Here is a 15,336-nt window from a genome sequence, read left to right on the forward strand (position 1 = left end):
TTTATTTTTCCAACGCCGCTTTTTGCGCCTGAATTAACTCTTCGATGCCGCCGCGGGCCAGCGCCAGCAGTGCCAGCAACTCTTCATGGCTGAAAGGTTCGCCTTCCGCCGTGCCCTGCACCTCGATCATACGGCCGTCTTCCATCATCACGACGTTCATATCGGTTTCAGCAGCGGAGTCTTCAACATATTCAAGGTCACACAGGGCTTCACCGTTAACAATGCCCACAGATACCGCCGCGACCATCCCTTTCATCGGGTTCGCTTTGAGCTTACCGCTGGCAACCAGTTTGTTTAGTGCATCCGCCAGTGCCACGCAGGCGCCGGTGATAGATGCGGTACGGGTGCCACCATCAGCCTGGATGACGTCGCAATCAAGCGTAATGGTATATTCACCCAGCACTTTAAGATCGACGGCTGCGCGGAGTGAACGGGCGATCAGACGCTGAATTTCCAGCGTGCGGCCGCCCTGTTTGCCTTTCGCGGCTTCACGAGCCATGCGGCTATGCGTTGAACGCGGCAACATGCCATATTCGGCAGTGACCCAGCCCTGTCCCTGTCCTTTGAGGAAGCGCGGAACACCTTCATCCACCGTGGCAGTGCAGAGCACTTTGGTTTCACCGAATTCCACCAGAACGGAACCTTCTGCGTGTTTAGTGTAATTGCGGGTCAATGTGACTGGACGCACCTGATGTGCGCTACGGCCTGCTGGACGCATGGTTATCTCCGGCTTGCAAATGATTGGCTGCGTATTATACGGACTTCCTGGCCCGCTGTCTCTTGCAGTGGGCTGTAAGGCTCAGGATGAAATTCATGTGGGAGTATGGCTAAATGCCCTACCTTTTGCCGCATTTTACGAACAGATTAAACTATGGCCGCTATTTTACATTTCCTGCTGGCGCTGGTGGTGATTTTCGCCCTTGCGCTGTTGGTCAGTCATGACCGTAAACACATTCGTCCGCGCTATATCATTCAGCTCATTATCGTTGAAGCCGCGCTGGGCTGGTTTTTCCTTCATTCTGCCAGTGGACTGGCGCTCGTGGGAGCGGTGGGCAGCTTCTTTGAAACATTACTGGGTTTTGCTGCACAAGGCACAGAGTTTGTTTTTGGCGGCATGAGTCAGCAGGGCCTGGCCTTTATCTTTCTTGGCGTACTTTGCCCGATTGTTTTTATTTCCGCCCTGATTGGTATTTTGCAGCACTGGCGCATTCTGCCGTTGCTAATCCGCCTGGTGGGAACTGTCCTGTCTAAAATCAACGGCATGGGAAAGCTGGAATCTTTTAATGCGGTTAGTACGCTGGTACTGGGTCAGTCTGAAAACTTCATCGCATATAAAGGTATTCTGGCGGATATCCCGCCGAAGCGCCTTTACACCATGGCGGCAACCGCTATGTCTACCGTCTCGCTTTCCATTGTCGGTGCATACATGTCGATGATTGAGGCTCGCTATGTCGTGGCGGCGCTACTGCTCAATATGTTCAGCACCTTTATCATTCTGTCGATTATTAATCCCGGTAAGGAAAGCGAGGAACAGCCTGTAGCCCTGGATAAGTTGCATGAGGAGCAGAGTTTCTTCGAAATGCTGGGAGAGTACATCCTGGCGGGCTTTAAAGTGGCGATGATCATTCTGGCAATGCTGATCGGTTTTATTGCGCTGATCGCGGCCGTCAATGCGCTGTTCGCAGCGCTATTTGGCTACAGTTTCCAGCAGCTCCTGGGCTATGTTTTTTACCCTTTTGCCTGGTTAATCGGCATCCCCGCCGTCGACGCCCTTCAGGCTGGGAGCATTATGGCCACTAAACTGGTGGCCAATGAATTCGTCGCCATGATCGAACTGAAGAAAGTGGCGGCAGGCATGACGCCGCGTGGATTAGGCATCCTGTCGGTATTCCTGGTCTCGTTTGCTAACTTTGCGTCGATTGGTATTGTGGCAGGCGCGATTAAGGGGCTGAACGAACAACAGGGGAACGTCGTCTCCCGATTTGGCTGGAAACTGGTTTATGGTTCGACCCTGGTAAGCCTGCTTTCGGCTGCGTTCGCCGGACTGTTTATCTGATCATCTTACGGCGGCCTGGGCCGCCGTTAATGGCATCAGAAACTCACGCAGGAAGGCGAATCGACACGCATGACCGATTCCTGACCAAACTGTTTTTTATACTGCTCGCGTAGTGCTTCGACACGGCTGTTGTTATCGCTGTCAAAGTTATAGATGAGCACCAGCGCTTTGCTTTTCTCACGCGCAAGCTGACCGTTTTCACCCAACCACTGCCCTTGCGCATCATAAACCGAGAGCCCGGCTTTAAAGCGAGGCGTCACTTGTTTATCGATAAAATTCATCCAGTCCAGCGAACTCACGCTACCGCCTTGTGGCTTACTGAGACCAAACCACAATGTGGTTTGCATCATCACCTCACCGCCAGCACATATGGGAACAGGTCGGGTTGATGGCACAGGTGGCGGTGATGGCGAATGACAGCCAGCCAGCAGTAAGGTCAGCATTACAGGAAAGCGTAATACGTGAGACATAAACGGGGTCCTCAACGAGTAAGCCAGTAAACAGCATAAGTGCCTGTTGCTGAAAGCGGAAATAATTTGTTCTCTCATCCTGCTGCTGCTTACACCTGTTATGGTTAGCTTTGCCTCGTTATACTGACTTTAATCTTTCTGAAAATGAGTAACGCTTATGATCCGCAGTATGACCGCCTACGCCCGCCGTGAAGTTAAAGGCGAATGGGGCAGCGCCGCCTGGGAGCTGCGTTCCGTTAACCAACGTTATCTTGAAACCTATATTCGTCTGCCAGAGCAGTTCCGCGGACTGGAGCCGATGATTCGGGAACGCATTCGCCAGCGTCTGACGCGCGGTAAAATCGAATGTAATCTGCGCTTTGATGCCGATCCCGGCGCACAAGGCGAGCTGATGCTGAACGAGTCGCTGGCTAAACAGCTGGTTCAGGCCGCTAACTGGGTGAAGATGCAGAGCGACGAAGGCCAGATCAATCCACTGGATATTTTGCGCTGGCCTGGCGTGATGTCTGCGCCAGAACAGGATCTGGACGCGATTAATACACAGCTGATTCAGGCACTAGATGGCGCACTGGATGATTTCATTGCTGCACGTGAGAGCGAAGGTAGCGCATTGAAATCCCTGATCGAGCAGCGTCTGGAAGCGGTAACGCATGAAGTCAGTAAAGTGCGAGCTCAACTGCCTGATGTCATTAAGTGGCAGCGTGAAAGGCTGATCGCCAAACTGGAGGACGCCGAAGTGCAGTTGGAAAACAACCGCCTGGAGCAGGAACTGGTGATGATGGCGCAACGTGTGGATGTAGCAGAAGAGCTGGATCGCCTGGATGCGCACGTTAAAGAGACGTACAACATTTTGAAGAAAAAAGAAGCCGTCGGACGTCGGCTCGACTTCATGATGCAGGAGTTCAACCGCGAGTCGAACACTCTGGCCTCGAAATCGATTAATGCAGAGATCACCAATTCAGCCATTGAGCTGAAAGTGCTGATTGAACAGATGCGCGAGCAGATCCAGAATATTGAATAATTTTCTCTTGTTTTCCAAAGCTTTTCAATATTTATCAACGCCCTGATTTATCAGGGCTTTTTATTTCCAGCCTGTTTTGTACGTTTCAATTTGTTTCATCCAAGCGGTGAGCACGTCAAAGTATTGAGACCAGGCTATGACAGTAATTTGAGAAAAAGATGAGATTCTCAGCACTTCCCTTTCCCGTATATGAAGTTTATTATTACACTAATCAGCTATAGGTTAAGAGTCAGAAATGAATATCTTGTAATGACAAGGAACTGAGTTTACAGACATGACGATATTTAAAGATTTGGATCTACCTTCACAAGTAAGAGTTTGGTCTGAAAATTAATATCATAAGGAAGTTATTATGTCAGCTATGGTGTTCCCAGTCACACTTTATCAGACTAAGCATCAGTTCAATGACCACAGCTCTGATGATATGCAATGTGGCGATCTTACTGAAAAACAGCTTAGAAGCGACTTAGGTCTTGATGATGTTTCTGATGTCGTTGATCCGTGGACTGGAGAGGAAGTCTCAATATTTAGTTCCTTCCGTAAATCCCAACCAAAATCAAAAACGGTAATTGCTCAAATCCTTTTCGATGAGTTTCTTCGAGTGTCATTGCCTACATATTACTTAGGGCAACATAATTTATTTAATAATCTTGTAAAGCATTTTTATCATGGCAATGGAAAAAGCTATTCCAGCCCTTTTCTTGATAGTGCATATAAAAGTTTGATATTAAACGAACAATCCTCTCCGTTATCTTCGCTAAAAATAATCCAGTCTATGCTCGATAAGGTTGCCATTGATGTAAAAAATGGCTTATCTGATGCCGACAAAGATTCAATAACTAAAGCAATAGGAAATTCAATACTTCCTAAGTTTAACAGATGGGCAGATAGCTTTAATGGATTAGGAATGTCTATACATGACATATATGCCACAAAGATACAACTCACTAAAATTGATATCACTGAGAGTGGTTATGTAGCGAAAGTAACTTTTACGGGACAAGATCATTTTGGTCTCGACAAAACTGACATTATGAATATGAAGTTTCACTATATTAGGGCATTCCGCATCTGGTTTGTGCTCCAACGATGGGAAAAATTTGCATTTAAACCTTTTTTTACAAATATGAAAGCCGAGTTTGAAATTAGTAGCCGGAGGAATGGATGAAAGCCAGAAAAATTATAATATTTATATTAGCAGCTATTATTCTTGTATTCTTCTATTTGAATTTTTTTAATTCCACTAAGGTCCTTGCCGTTCACGGCACTGGCTCTAATAAAGAATTTTTAGTTAAAAACATGCCTTTCAGTGATAGTAGTAAAATTGAGTGGTGGGATAATAATGGAGCTAAAACCCTCTCATCCGCTGAAACTTACTTTGTTTCAATCTGGAAGTTTGACGGAAGATATCAAAAGCTTGCCCCTAAAAATTCAGGTATTTTTCCAGATCATGATACAGATTATTTACTATGCTTCGATGACATGAATACAGAAGAAAATTGTATTGATAAGTCTAATTGGATCATGGACATAACTAAGACAAAGGATGGCTATACCTATTACCGGATAGGAACCGAATCTTACTATCGGAAACCTTCTGGTGAACTCATGAAAGGTGAAAGATCAAAGACAACCATTCAATGACAGATGTAATCTGTAACCTGGCGAGCTGAACAGCTTGCCACTGTTATAAATGGGGAGTTGATTGGGGAGTAAAATGGTAACCCCGTCACAGATCAACTCATTAAGATGATGATAAATAGCATTTATTTTATTTTAATCAACATTCAAATCCAAAATATCGAGTAATAGATAATTTCGCTTTATAGCGTTTACTACGTCACCTCATCATTATTAAGTCCTTGTAATAGCGGACTTTTCTCATTGCTACTCAGCAAATTTAGGCGCGTAAAAAGGCTCAACAACCTGCTGTAAGCGCACTGGGCGCCCGTTTTACTGATGCTTTCTGGTCAGACAGATAAAATCTGTAACCCTTTAGTGTTAACTTATCATTTTCGGTTCTCCCTTTTTTAACGGAACATGGAATTGATTTTTATCGTCAGTATTATGCAGCCCTCTCGGCAAGGCCTCCTTATTTCTTAAGTAAACCGTCCTCACCGAAGAACCTTCGCTAACCCAATAGTGAGATGTGATAAGCAGGCCGGAAACTAAAACGCGAAGAAGCCCAGACGCACAACAATCCAAGTACGGATAATGAACATGTTTTCATCTGGGTGATACATGACCTGTATGCCGCATTTCAGCCTACCTGCACCCCAATTTTCATACGCATTATTGAAACGGGTTGTTTTGTGATTGACCGCCCAGTATTCAGGCGAATTTGTTAAAAAAGAGAAAATCTTACTAAGAAAACAAATGCCCATAAGGTGTTGAACTATAATCCACTAAGCTTCTTCCAGAAATCGGCATTAATAAGAGTCTGTAAGTGCTAAATCACTCACACTATCGTATAAAATAATTTTTAAAAAATAAAAAAGCACGATTGACTAAAGTTTTATTATTTGGTGCCGTTCTTTGTTTATGAAAATCAACACAGAGTGTGAAGCCATGAAAAAACTAACTTATGTATTTGTCTTAATGGCACTATCATCCTCGTCATTTGCAACTGGCGGCCAAATCACTTTTCGTGGTGCTATTGTGGAGACCGGATGTGATACCCTGATTGTGCATTCTCAGATTAAGCAAAGCTGCACAAGAGGAGGTAAAACCGAAGCTGCCACCCTAGGGTTGAATGACAGCCAGCAATCTTTGCCATTCAAGCTGGGCACGATGCAGTTAAAAAAAGTCGGTAATTACCGCATGATGACTGTGAATTACTACTAGCGCTCCTTTTTTGTACAGCATGTTCTTTCAGGCTATGATGTGACGTACAGGGACAGACGTGTATAGCCTGTGAAGACGCATGTCCTTACTCTCTCCTCTTATGATCTGCCGAAATCACTTATCGCACGGATCATGTCGCTTTTCATCACATCCCGGCGCATACTCGTCCTTAGCCAATTTTTAGAATTTTGCCACTCTGAATGTAAGTTTTTCGAAAAGATTTTAGCTTGTGAGTACAGAACTGTCTTAATTTCCCTACGCTTCCCTTAACGTTCTGGCTTTACAAGAGCATACTTAAGACGTTGTTTTTAAATCATTAAAAAATAAAACACCACCCTGTTTTGTTCGTTCAGTAAGCCATTACATCGATCGTCTTACTCCACAGGATGACGAAAGCTCACTGTGACAGAGGGCACTTTTTGATAAAGTGCTGGTCGTAGTTAGTACAGCCGTACCGCTTGGGAACTTAAGGAATGGGTCTTTTTGCGTTACATCCATCAATCCTTTAAGGTCAATGATGAAAAACACCAGGCAGTTCAGCAGCACACTTTTACACCCGCGTTATTGGTTTACATGGTTCGGTCTAGGCATTCTCTGGCTTCTGGTTCAACTCCCTTATCCTGTTCTGATGAGATTGGGTGCAGGTGCCGGTAAACTTTCCCGTCATTTCCTTCAGCGTCGAGAGCGCATAACCCGTCGTAATATTGAACTCTGCTTTCCTTTTATCAGCGACGAAGAAAAAGAAAGCATGATCGCGGGTAATTTTGCCTCTCTCGGTATGGCACTGGTTGAAACGGGTATTGCCTGGTTCTGGCCTGATCATGCGGTTAAACGTTTATTCAACGTCTCTGGCCTTGCAAACCTCTATTCAGCTCAAAATGAAGGCCGTGGCGTGATGTTAATCGGCATCCATTTTATGTCCTTAGAGCTGGGTGGCCGCATCAGCGGGTTGTGTCAGCCGATGATGGCTATGTACCGTCCGCATAACAACCGCGCGATGGAATACGTACAAACCAAAGGCCGGATGCGTTCCAACAAGGCGATGATTGACCGTCGCGATCTGCGCGGCATGGTGCAGGCACTTAAGCAGGGCGAATCCGTCTGGTTTGCACCGGACCAGGATTACGGCCCTAAAGGCAGTACATTTGCGCCACTGTTTGCCGTTGAGAAAGCAGCGACAACGAACGGTACCTATGTTTTATCTCGCCTGGCCAAGCCAGCTATGGTGCCAATCATGCTGATTCGTAATCCCGGCAACGATGGCTATAAACTGATTATTGAACCGATTCTGGAAAACTATCCTCACAAAGATGAATCAGCCGCTGCTGCTTACATGAATAAGGTGATCGAAAGCCAGATTATGCGCGCGCCGGAGCAGTACCTCTGGCTACATCGCCGGTTTAAAACGCGCCCACCGGGTGAAGCGTCTCTTTACGTATAAAGACAAAGCAGGCTCTGGCCTGCTTTACTTTTTCAGGCGAGATTTGTTTTACCGTTACGGCAAACAAGGCAGGTTCAGCCTGAAAGCAGAAACCCCTATCCAGCCCCGCCTTTCCCTGCTTTCTTTAATCACTGCCAAAGGCTGTTTTGCCAGTACAGCGGTTGAGTCATTCTTACGCTCTGGTTTTTATGTTCAGAATGTTTAAGTATTTACCCCTCACGCGCGTAACAAACGTGTTTATGCTTTGCCGCTGCTTAAGCATTTTATAGCGGAAAAATCCTGGCTCACGCTTTCACAGCGTGCCTATGTACAGTGTTTAAAAGCCTTTTTTATTCCACACTCTTTTATGCTGGATAGTCACACCGAATTCTGGCACAAATAAATATGTAGATTTTATCTGTCAGTCAAAAAAAATCATGCAGCCACTCAATATTAACGCCTATCTCAAATCGTATATCAGATTTTCCTTATGATGTTATTTCTAATAAAAAGCGCTATAAATCACCTACACACAGCAATACTTATATAACGATATAATAAAGGCGTTCAGTAATGTTCATTATGGCATCATGAATGTTATAATTATGAATGACGTCTGGATAATTAAAACAACAACAGGGATTCAGCATCACCAGGGGAAATATGCGCACTATAGATCCGTTCGCGACAGCATCAGCTTGACCGTTAATATAACCTGTATAAACAGACCAAACGCTAAGCCAGGATTTCACCTCCGCTTACCACTATAATTATTTACACGATGGAAAAAACCATGGCTATACGTAAAATAAATATTATTGACGCTAAATGGCCCTTTCTTTCATCAATAAAAATCTTAAGCATTGGCGTGTTGCAACTTTCCCTGCTGGGTAAAATCCTGCAGGCAGAAGCATTCAATTTTCTGGCTGTCGTGATTGCCGGCCTTTTAGTCATAGATACACTGGCGGATCGCGGTTTTTCAAACAAAGTGATTCGCTATTCTCCCCTCTCCGACAATACGTTGTCCGTCATATATTGGGGGAATGTGTTAATGGGCCTCCTGATTTTTTCTGCGCTTTTTATTTCCGGCATTGTTGCCGATCATCTTTTTAACCAGCCAGAGATTACCATGATGCTGGAGATGGCAGCGGTCATCTTTATTATCATCCCTCAGGGTCAACATTACCGCGCGATCTTGCAGCGCGAAAAGCAGTATTCCGATATCGCTTTTTGTGAAATATCATCCGTATTCGTTGGACTGATCATTACGCTGCTGACTGTGTGGAGCACGCCTTCAGTGTTATGCGCGTTATGGGGCTATCTGGCAATGATTTCAGTAAGGATGCTGGCTTACTGCTGTTATGGCCGGGTCTGGTTTCAACCCGAGTATCAATTTAATCTGAAAACCTTTTTCCAGGTTTGTATCAGGAACGTACCGCGATAAGAAGGTATTTGGACTTCAGGCATCTGAAAAAAGGTCTTCACGTGCTGCCAGTCAGCACGTTTTTTTGAGAACACACAGCCCTTTCCGTTATTGGTTATTCCTGCGGATTCTGTCCTGCTTTTCACCGGCCTCTGCATGCGGGCTGCCATTAACCCAACAGGGTTTCACCCTGCATAGCTTTCTTGCGTTGTTTCCTTTCCCTGTTTAGACCAACATAATGTCATGGCAGAGTGCAAGATCAGGGCAATGCGTCAGCGCCCCCTGGCGTGTCTGAATTAAAACCAATAAAAAATTTCATCTCTGCTGGTGTCTTCCCCCATGCACCTTATTGATTATTAATGCCTTATCCCGAACGGGATAATTTTTACTAATACTTTTAACGTCACTAACAGAAAATCTCAGTCGCGCCGTGCTCTTCAGTGGCGTAGCCTTGCCGCCGTCTTCCTGGAGCCTGCTATGTTACTTACTGTTCTCTATATCATTGGTATCACCGCTGAAGCGATGACGGGTGCACTTGCCGCCGGCCGTCGTAAAATGGACCTGTTTGGCGTGATCATTATTGCTTCTGTGACCGCGATAGGCGGGGGTTCAGTACGCGATATTCTGCTTGGCCATTATCCACTGGGTTGGGTAAAGCATCCTGAGTACATCATGATCGTCGCCGCGGCTGCCGTGGTGACCACCTTTGCCGCGCCGTTGATGACACATCTGCGCAAGGTATTTCTGGTTCTGGATGCGCTGGGTCTGGTGGTGTTCTCCATCATTGGCGCTCAGGTTGCGCTGGATTCAGGTCATGCCATGATCATTGCCGCGATAAGTGCCGTCATCACCGGCGTATTTGGTGGGGTTTTGCGTGATATGTTTTGTAATCGTATCCCGCTGGTTTTTCAAAAAGAGCTTTACGCCGGTATCGCTTTCGCTTCTGGCTGGATGTACATCCTGCTACTGAAAACGCCTCTGGCACATGAGCTGGTGATCATCATCACCTTACTTTTCGGTTTCTTTGCCCGCCTGCTGGCACTGCGGTTTCGACTCGGCTTGCCCATCTTCAATTATCCCCACCCTGAACACTGATGATGCCGGGATGCCCTGCTGCTGCAAAAAGGTAATCAACTTCCGCAGCCCGGCATCCTGAAATTGTGCGGCAATGCGTTCAGCACGCCTTGCGCCCACGCCGGGCAGCGCTTGCCAGGTTTGCACATCACGAGCAAGCAAGGGTTCCCACTCTTTATCGGCCAAGGCGCGAAGTGCCTTTTGGGGCAACGCGATGCCCAATGCGTTAACCCAGCGACGCAAAGGTTGCTGGCGGGTCAATTCGAACCTATGCCAGATTTGCTGTGCTCTTTCAGAGGAGATGCCTGCTGCAGCGGCAATCTGTTCTGGCGTAATCGTCAGCCAGGAAAACAGGTGCGTAATACAACCGGTATCCAGTAGTCGCTGCCAGGTGCTGCGCTGAACGCCGGGAATATTCAGCACGAACTTTTGACTCAGCCAGCTCAGGCGAGCCAGTAACTGGCGATGGCAATCCGGCGTTAACGTATAACAACTCAGATGAGTGAAGTGCTCAGAACCCGGTGGCTCAGGGTAATCACGCTGCGCCACGCGCCAGATAACGCGCTCCAGCCGGGGAATTCCCTGTCCTGCCAGGCTAACCGTCACCTGATCTCCCGCGATGACATCCTGCTCTCGCCAGCGTTTTAACGACCCTATGTTGACACGCCTGACGGTTTTGTCATCAAGCTGAACGGGCTGAATATTCAGTACGACCGCCACCTTTCCCGTTCGTCCTATTGAGAAATCTACGGATCGTACCTCACTGCTCACCTCCGGTGGCTGGTATTTCCAGGCGATGGCCCACTCACCCTCACCGGGCTGCCAGTACTTTCCTGCCGGGCGGGCAGCCTGGTGCACAACAATACCGTCGGTAACAAAAGGCAAGGGCGCGTGAAACCAGCGCTCGCGCCAGCTTGCCGCATCCTCTTCATCCTGAACGGGTTGAGTCCAGTGGCTGGCGAGGTCAAAGCCCCATGAGCTCAACCGGGCCAGACGTTCAGGCATACTCGCCGGCCCGTCAGGCCAACTCCAGATAAAAATACCCAGTTGTGCCAGCAGCGGCGAGTCAGCCTGGCTCATCATTGCCCCTGCCACACGGGCTCTGGCATTCCTGCCGCCGTCCACAGCCTGCTGATGACCGGTCATCTTCAAAAAAAGCTCGCCCTGCAGGACGATGCTGCCTTGCTGACTGTCGATAACCGATGGAATGGCAGGAATATGATGGGCTTTCGCCAGCCACTGCTCGCCGTGTAACCCATCGCCGCGGCTGATTAGCGAGACCAGTTTTCCCTGTCGATAGATCAGGGAGACGGCAACGCCATCGATTTTTGGTTGTACCCAAAGATCGTTTCGTGCCTGCATCCAGTAACCCAGCGCACGTTTATCCCGTACTTTTTTAACGCCGGTGTGCGCAACGGGATGCCACTGCGTACCGTCCTCAGGCAAGGCAGGCACATATTCATCCGCAGCCTGAGTAAAACAGCGCTGCCAGTGGTTAAGCCGCTGCTGCAAGCTATCGTAGTCTGCGTCACTAACCAGCGAGCGCCCTTGCTGGAAATACGCCTTATCCCACTGCCGAAGTTGCTGTTGCAAATGCGCGATCTCACTGACGGCACGCGCTGACGTCCAGGCGGGGCACAAAGCCGCAAGGGAAGAAAACGTGCTGAATACCAGTAGCAGCCCAACAATAAACATCCCTCTCATTCGTCACCTCCTGATTTTGAACCATTCAATCTCTGAACATCAGGCTGAGCCAGCCCTGTTCCGGTGTTCTGGAACGGGTTAGGCGAACAAAGAGTTGTGTTTTCAGCTGCTGCGGACTGGGCTGCGTAGCATGTCGCATAAACTTTTCGCTTTGAGGATGGCGCAAACGCTGCGTGGGGCGGGGAAGCTGTGTATACTGTGCAGGAAACCGACTCCGCACTTAATCAATTCAAGAAAATCATGGCCCAAGGTACGCTCTATATTGTTTCTGCGCCCAGTGGTGCAGGAAAATCCAGTCTGATTCAGGCACTGTTAAAAACGCAGCCGCTGTATGATACGCAAGTGTCTGTTTCCCATACCACCCGTGGTATGCGTCCGGGCGAAGCGCATGGTGAACATTACTTCTTTGTTCAACAGCATGAGTTCGAAAAAATGATCGCGGAAGATGCTTTTCTGGAGCACGCGAAAGTTTTCGACAACTATTACGGCACCTCGCGTAAGGCAATTGAACAGGTCCTGGCGACCGGCGTGGACGTTTTTCTTGATATTGACTGGCAGGGCGCGCAGCAAATTCGCGCTAAGATGCCAGAAGCGCGCAGCATATTTGTCTTGCCGCCTTCGAAAGAAGAACTGGATCGTCGCCTGCGTGGTCGCGGTCAGGACAGCGAAGAGGTCATTGCACGTCGGATGGCACAGGCCGTGGCAGAAATGAGCCACTACGCCGAATACGACTATTTAATTGTGAATGATGATTTTGATCTGGCGTTATCGGATCTGAAAACCATTATTCGCGCAGAACGTCTGCGCATGGCCCGTCAGAAAGCGCGCCATGATGCTTTAATCAGCAAACTGTTGGCAGTCTGAACCCAGTTTCAGTATGATGCCGAGTCATTTCTTCATCTGTGGAGTAGCACACCTATGGCACGCGTAACCGTTCAGGACGCAGTAGAAAAAGTTGGTAATCGTTTTGACCTGGTGTTGGTCGCTGCACGTCGTGCACGTCAGATGCAGGTAGGCGGAAAAGATCCGCTGGTTCCGGAAGAGAACGATAAACCTACCGTTATCGCACTGCGCGAAATCGAAGAAGGTTTGGTCACCAATCAGATTTTAGATGTGCGTGATCGTCAGGAGCAGCAAGAGCAGGAAGCCGCTGAGTTACAGGCCGTTACCGCTATCGCTGAAGGTCGTCGTTAACAGCTAGCTGCAGGTCAACCTTGTATCTGTTTGAAAGTCTCAATCAACTGATTGAACAATACTTGCCTGAGGACCAGATTAAGCGCCTCAAGCAAGCTTATCTTGTGTCACGTGATGCCCACGAGGGACAGACACGCTCCAGCGGCGAGCCTTACATCACCCATCCTGTTGCAGTAGCCTGTATTCTGGCAGAAATGAAGCTCGACCATGAAACGCTCATGGCCGCGCTTTTGCACGATGTTATTGAAGACACGCCAGCCACCTATCAGGATATGGAACAGCTGTTTGGCAAGAGCGTTGCCGAACTGGTTGAAGGCGTTTCAAAGCTGGATAAGCTGAAATTCCGTGACAAGAAAGAGGCGCAGGCAGAGAACTTCCGCAAGATGATTATGGCAATGGTGCAGGATATCCGTGTCATTCTCATCAAGCTGGCTGACCGTACCCACAACATGCGAACGCTCGGGTCGTTACGTCCCGATAAACGTCGTCGCATCGCGCTCGAAACGCTGGAAATATACAGTCCACTGGCGCACCGCCTGGGTATTCATCACCTAAAAACAGAACTGGAAGAGCTCGGTTTTGAAGCGCTCTATCCCAATCGTTTTCGGGTGATTAAAGAGGTCGTGAAAGCGGCCCGCGGCAACCGTAAAGAGATGATTCAAAAAATCCTCTCTGAAATCGATGGCCGCCTGCAGGAAGCCGGTATCCCCTGCCGGGTAAGTGGGCGCGAAAAGCACCTTTACTCTATCTACCGCAAAATGACGCTCAAAGAGCAGCGTTTTCACTCGATCATGGATATCTATGCCTTTCGCGTTATCGTCAAAGATTTAGATACCTGTTATCGCGTGCTGGGTCAGATGCACAGCTTGTACAAGCCGCGTCCGGGCCGGGTAAAAGACTATATTGCAATCCCCAAAGCTAACGGCTATCAATCTTTGCATACCTCGATGATCGGGCCACATGGCGTACCGGTTGAGGTGCAAATCCGTACCGAAGATATGGATCAGATGGCTGAAATGGGGGTTGCCGCGCACTGGGCCTATAAGCAGGCAGGCGAAAGCGGTACCACGGCGCAAATCCGCGCTCAGCGTTGGCTGCAAAGCCTGCTTGAACTGCAACAGAGCGCCGGCAGTTCATTTGAATTCATCGAAAGCGTGAAATCCGATCTCTTCCCGGATGAGATCTACGTCTTTACGCCAGAAGGCCGTATCGTCGAACTGCCGACAGGCTCCACGCCGGTCGATTTCGCCTACGCGGTACATACCGATATTGGTCATGCTTGTGTAGGCGCGCGCGTTGATCGTCAGCCTTATCCGCTGTCTCAGACGCTCACCAGCGGCCAAACTATCGAGATCATCACCGCGCCCGGCGCGCGTCCTAACGCCGCCTGGCTCAACTTCGTGGTCAGTTCCAAAGCTCGCGCTAAGATCCGTCAGCTACTGAAAAACCTCAAGCGCGAAGACTCGGTAAACCTGGGACGTCGCCTGCTCAGCCATGCAATAGGCGGCAGTCGTAAACTGGCGGAAGTACCGGCTGAAAACATCAAGCATGAGCTTGATCGCATGAAACTGACGTCACTGGACGATCTGTTAGCGGAAATCGGTCTGGGTAATGCAATGAGCGTGGTCGTGGCCAAGAACCTGCTCCAGACCGACACCAGCACGCTCAGCAATAACAAAAAACAAGGCAAGCTGCCCATCAAAGGTGCAGACGGTGTGCTGATTACCTTTGCGAAATGCTGTCGCCCTATTCCTGGCGATCCCATTGTCGCTCACGTCAGCCCCGGTAAAGGCCTGGTTGTTCACCATGAATCCTGTCGAAATATTCGCGGCTACCAAAAAGAGCCAGAAAAATTCATGCCGGTAGAGTGGGATAAAGTCACCGAACAGGAGTTTGTGGCTGAGATCAAGGTGGATATGTTTAACCACCAGGGTGCACTGGCTAATCTCACGGCAGCCATTAATACCGCCGGATCCAATATTCAGAGTCTGAATACCGAAGAGCGCGATGGCCGCGTTTACAGTGCCTTTATCCGTCTGACCGCACGCGATCGCGTCCACCTGGCGAATATCATGCGTAAGATTCGTGTGATGCCGGATGTGATCAAAGTTCACCGCAACCGTAACTAGT

At 48.4% G+C, this 15,336-nt stretch carries 14 protein-coding genes; 11 read left to right on the forward strand and 3 right to left on the reverse strand.

Features of this window, described 5'->3' with window-relative positions; translation table 11 throughout:
• Position 1 precedes the first annotated feature (1 nt).
• On the reverse strand, positions 2 to 718 hold the full coding sequence (gene rph, locus ACPXSQ_RS21915; RefSeq protein WP_013027743.1) for a ribonuclease PH: 717 nt from the start codon (positions 716 to 718) through the stop codon (positions 2 to 4).
• A gap of 153 nt (positions 719 to 871) precedes the next feature.
• Here rph and ACPXSQ_RS21920 point away from each other — a divergent pair, with 153 nt between their 5' ends.
• Entirely contained in the window at positions 872 to 2,056 is a 1,185-nt protein-coding gene (locus ACPXSQ_RS21920) for a NupC/NupG family nucleoside CNT transporter (RefSeq protein ID WP_014333007.1), read from the forward strand.
• Positions 2,057 to 2,091: 35 nt separating this feature from the next.
• Here ACPXSQ_RS21920 and ACPXSQ_RS21925 read toward each other — a convergent pair whose 3' ends face one another.
• On the reverse strand, positions 2,092 to 2,526 hold the full coding sequence (locus tag ACPXSQ_RS21925) for a DUF3574 domain-containing protein (RefSeq protein ID WP_014333006.1): 435 nt from the start codon (positions 2,524 to 2,526) through the stop codon (positions 2,092 to 2,094).
• Between the two features lie 157 nt (positions 2,527 to 2,683).
• Here ACPXSQ_RS21925 and ACPXSQ_RS21930 point away from each other — a divergent pair, with 157 nt between their 5' ends.
• The 7 genes from ACPXSQ_RS21930 (at position 2,684) to ACPXSQ_RS21960 (ending at position 10,329) form a co-directional block, all read left to right on the forward strand.
• Positions 2,684 to 3,547 (forward strand): YicC/YloC family endoribonuclease, encoded by an 864-nt coding sequence (locus ACPXSQ_RS21930; protein ID WP_013027746.1) that lies wholly within the window; start codon positions 2,684 to 2,686, stop codon positions 3,545 to 3,547.
• Between the two features lie 352 nt (positions 3,548 to 3,899).
• Positions 3,900 to 4,715: a DUF3289 family protein gene (locus ACPXSQ_RS21935; RefSeq protein ID WP_013027763.1), complete on the forward strand. Its 816-nt coding sequence runs from the start codon at positions 3,900 to 3,902 to the stop codon at positions 4,713 to 4,715.
• The gene (locus ACPXSQ_RS21940) at positions 4,712 to 5,191 is read left to right on the forward strand and encodes a DUF943 family protein (protein WP_013027764.1); all 480 of its coding nucleotides are present in this window, start codon (positions 4,712 to 4,714) and stop codon (positions 5,189 to 5,191) included. The genes ACPXSQ_RS21935 and ACPXSQ_RS21940 overlap by 4 nt, the downstream gene beginning before the upstream one ends.
• A 924-nt stretch (positions 5,192 to 6,115) precedes the next feature.
• Positions 6,116 to 6,391, forward strand: a complete 276-nt coding sequence (locus ACPXSQ_RS21945; protein WP_019105388.1) for a hypothetical protein — start codon at positions 6,116 to 6,118, stop codon at positions 6,389 to 6,391.
• A 517-nt stretch (positions 6,392 to 6,908) separates the two neighbouring features.
• Positions 6,909 to 7,832: a kdo(2)-lipid IV(A) palmitoleoyltransferase gene (gene lpxP, locus ACPXSQ_RS21950; RefSeq protein WP_014333004.1), complete on the forward strand. Its 924-nt coding sequence runs from the start codon at positions 6,909 to 6,911 to the stop codon at positions 7,830 to 7,832.
• A 760-nt stretch (positions 7,833 to 8,592) separates the two neighbouring features.
• A complete protein-coding gene (locus ACPXSQ_RS21955) occupies positions 8,593 to 9,255 on the forward strand; it encodes an oligosaccharide flippase family protein (RefSeq protein WP_014594911.1) in 663 nt (220 codons plus the stop codon).
• A gap of 456 nt (positions 9,256 to 9,711) precedes the next feature.
• A complete protein-coding gene (locus tag ACPXSQ_RS21960; RefSeq protein ID WP_013027768.1) occupies positions 9,712 to 10,329 on the forward strand; it encodes a trimeric intracellular cation channel family protein in 618 nt (205 codons plus the stop codon).
• On the opposite strand, the gene ligB is transcribed toward ACPXSQ_RS21960, so the two are convergent.
• Positions 10,243 to 12,012 (reverse strand): NAD-dependent DNA ligase LigB, encoded by a 1,770-nt coding sequence (gene ligB, locus ACPXSQ_RS21965; protein WP_426144393.1) that lies wholly within the window; start codon positions 12,010 to 12,012, stop codon positions 10,243 to 10,245. The two genes, ACPXSQ_RS21960 and ligB, sit on opposite strands and share 87 nt — an antisense overlap.
• A 240-nt stretch (positions 12,013 to 12,252) precedes the next feature.
• On the opposite strand from ligB, the gene gmk reads away from it, so the two are divergent.
• From gmk to spoT, 3 genes are read left to right on the forward strand one after another with little or no spacing between them, the layout of a single operon-like run.
• Positions 12,253 to 12,876 (forward strand): guanylate kinase, encoded by a 624-nt coding sequence (gmk, locus tag ACPXSQ_RS21970; protein ID WP_014332998.1) that lies wholly within the window; start codon positions 12,253 to 12,255, stop codon positions 12,874 to 12,876.
• Between the two features lie 54 nt (positions 12,877 to 12,930).
• The gene (gene rpoZ / locus ACPXSQ_RS21975) at positions 12,931 to 13,206 is read left to right on the forward strand and encodes a DNA-directed RNA polymerase subunit omega (RefSeq protein WP_003851346.1); all 276 of its coding nucleotides are present in this window, start codon (positions 12,931 to 12,933) and stop codon (positions 13,204 to 13,206) included.
• A gap of 20 nt (positions 13,207 to 13,226) precedes the next feature.
• Complete coding sequence (gene spoT / locus ACPXSQ_RS21980; RefSeq protein WP_426144394.1) at positions 13,227 to 15,335, forward strand: bifunctional GTP diphosphokinase/guanosine-3',5'-bis pyrophosphate 3'-pyrophosphohydrolase; 2,109 nt, start codon at positions 13,227 to 13,229, stop codon at positions 15,333 to 15,335.
• Position 15,336 lies beyond the last annotated feature (1 nt).

This window comes from Pantoea sp. EEL5, assembly GCF_049892805.1.
Taxonomy (GTDB): Bacteria; Pseudomonadota; Gammaproteobacteria; order Enterobacterales; family Enterobacteriaceae; genus Pantoea; species Pantoea ananatis.

Bases quoted from the DNA above. Each gene is read 5' to 3' on its own strand.
- rph (WP_013027743.1), bottom strand. From the start codon at position 718: ATGCGTCCAGCAGGCCGTAGCGCACATCAGGTGCGTCCAGTCACATTG.
- ACPXSQ_RS21920 (WP_014333007.1), top strand. From the start codon at position 872: ATGGCCGCTATTTTACATTTCCTGCTGGCGCTGGTGGTGATTTTCGCC.
- ACPXSQ_RS21925 (WP_014333006.1), bottom strand. From the start codon at position 2,526: ATGTCTCACGTATTACGCTTTCCTGTAATGCTGACCTTACTGCTGGCT.
- ACPXSQ_RS21930 (WP_013027746.1), top strand. From the start codon at position 2,684: ATGATCCGCAGTATGACCGCCTACGCCCGCCGTGAAGTTAAAGGCGAA.
- ACPXSQ_RS21935 (WP_013027763.1), top strand. From the start codon at position 3,900: ATGTCAGCTATGGTGTTCCCAGTCACACTTTATCAGACTAAGCATCAG.
- ACPXSQ_RS21940 (WP_013027764.1), top strand. From the start codon at position 4,712: ATGAAAGCCAGAAAAATTATAATATTTATATTAGCAGCTATTATTCTT.
- ACPXSQ_RS21945 (WP_019105388.1), top strand. From the start codon at position 6,116: ATGAAAAAACTAACTTATGTATTTGTCTTAATGGCACTATCATCCTCG.
- lpxP (WP_014333004.1), top strand. From the start codon at position 6,909: ATGAAAAACACCAGGCAGTTCAGCAGCACACTTTTACACCCGCGTTAT.
- ACPXSQ_RS21955 (WP_014594911.1), top strand. From the start codon at position 8,593: ATGGAAAAAACCATGGCTATACGTAAAATAAATATTATTGACGCTAAA.
- ACPXSQ_RS21960 (WP_013027768.1), top strand. From the start codon at position 9,712: ATGTTACTTACTGTTCTCTATATCATTGGTATCACCGCTGAAGCGATG.
- ligB (WP_426144393.1), bottom strand. From the start codon at position 12,012: ATGAGAGGGATGTTTATTGTTGGGCTGCTACTGGTATTCAGCACGTTT.
- gmk (WP_014332998.1), top strand. From the start codon at position 12,253: ATGGCCCAAGGTACGCTCTATATTGTTTCTGCGCCCAGTGGTGCAGGA.
- rpoZ (WP_003851346.1), top strand. From the start codon at position 12,931: ATGGCACGCGTAACCGTTCAGGACGCAGTAGAAAAAGTTGGTAATCGT.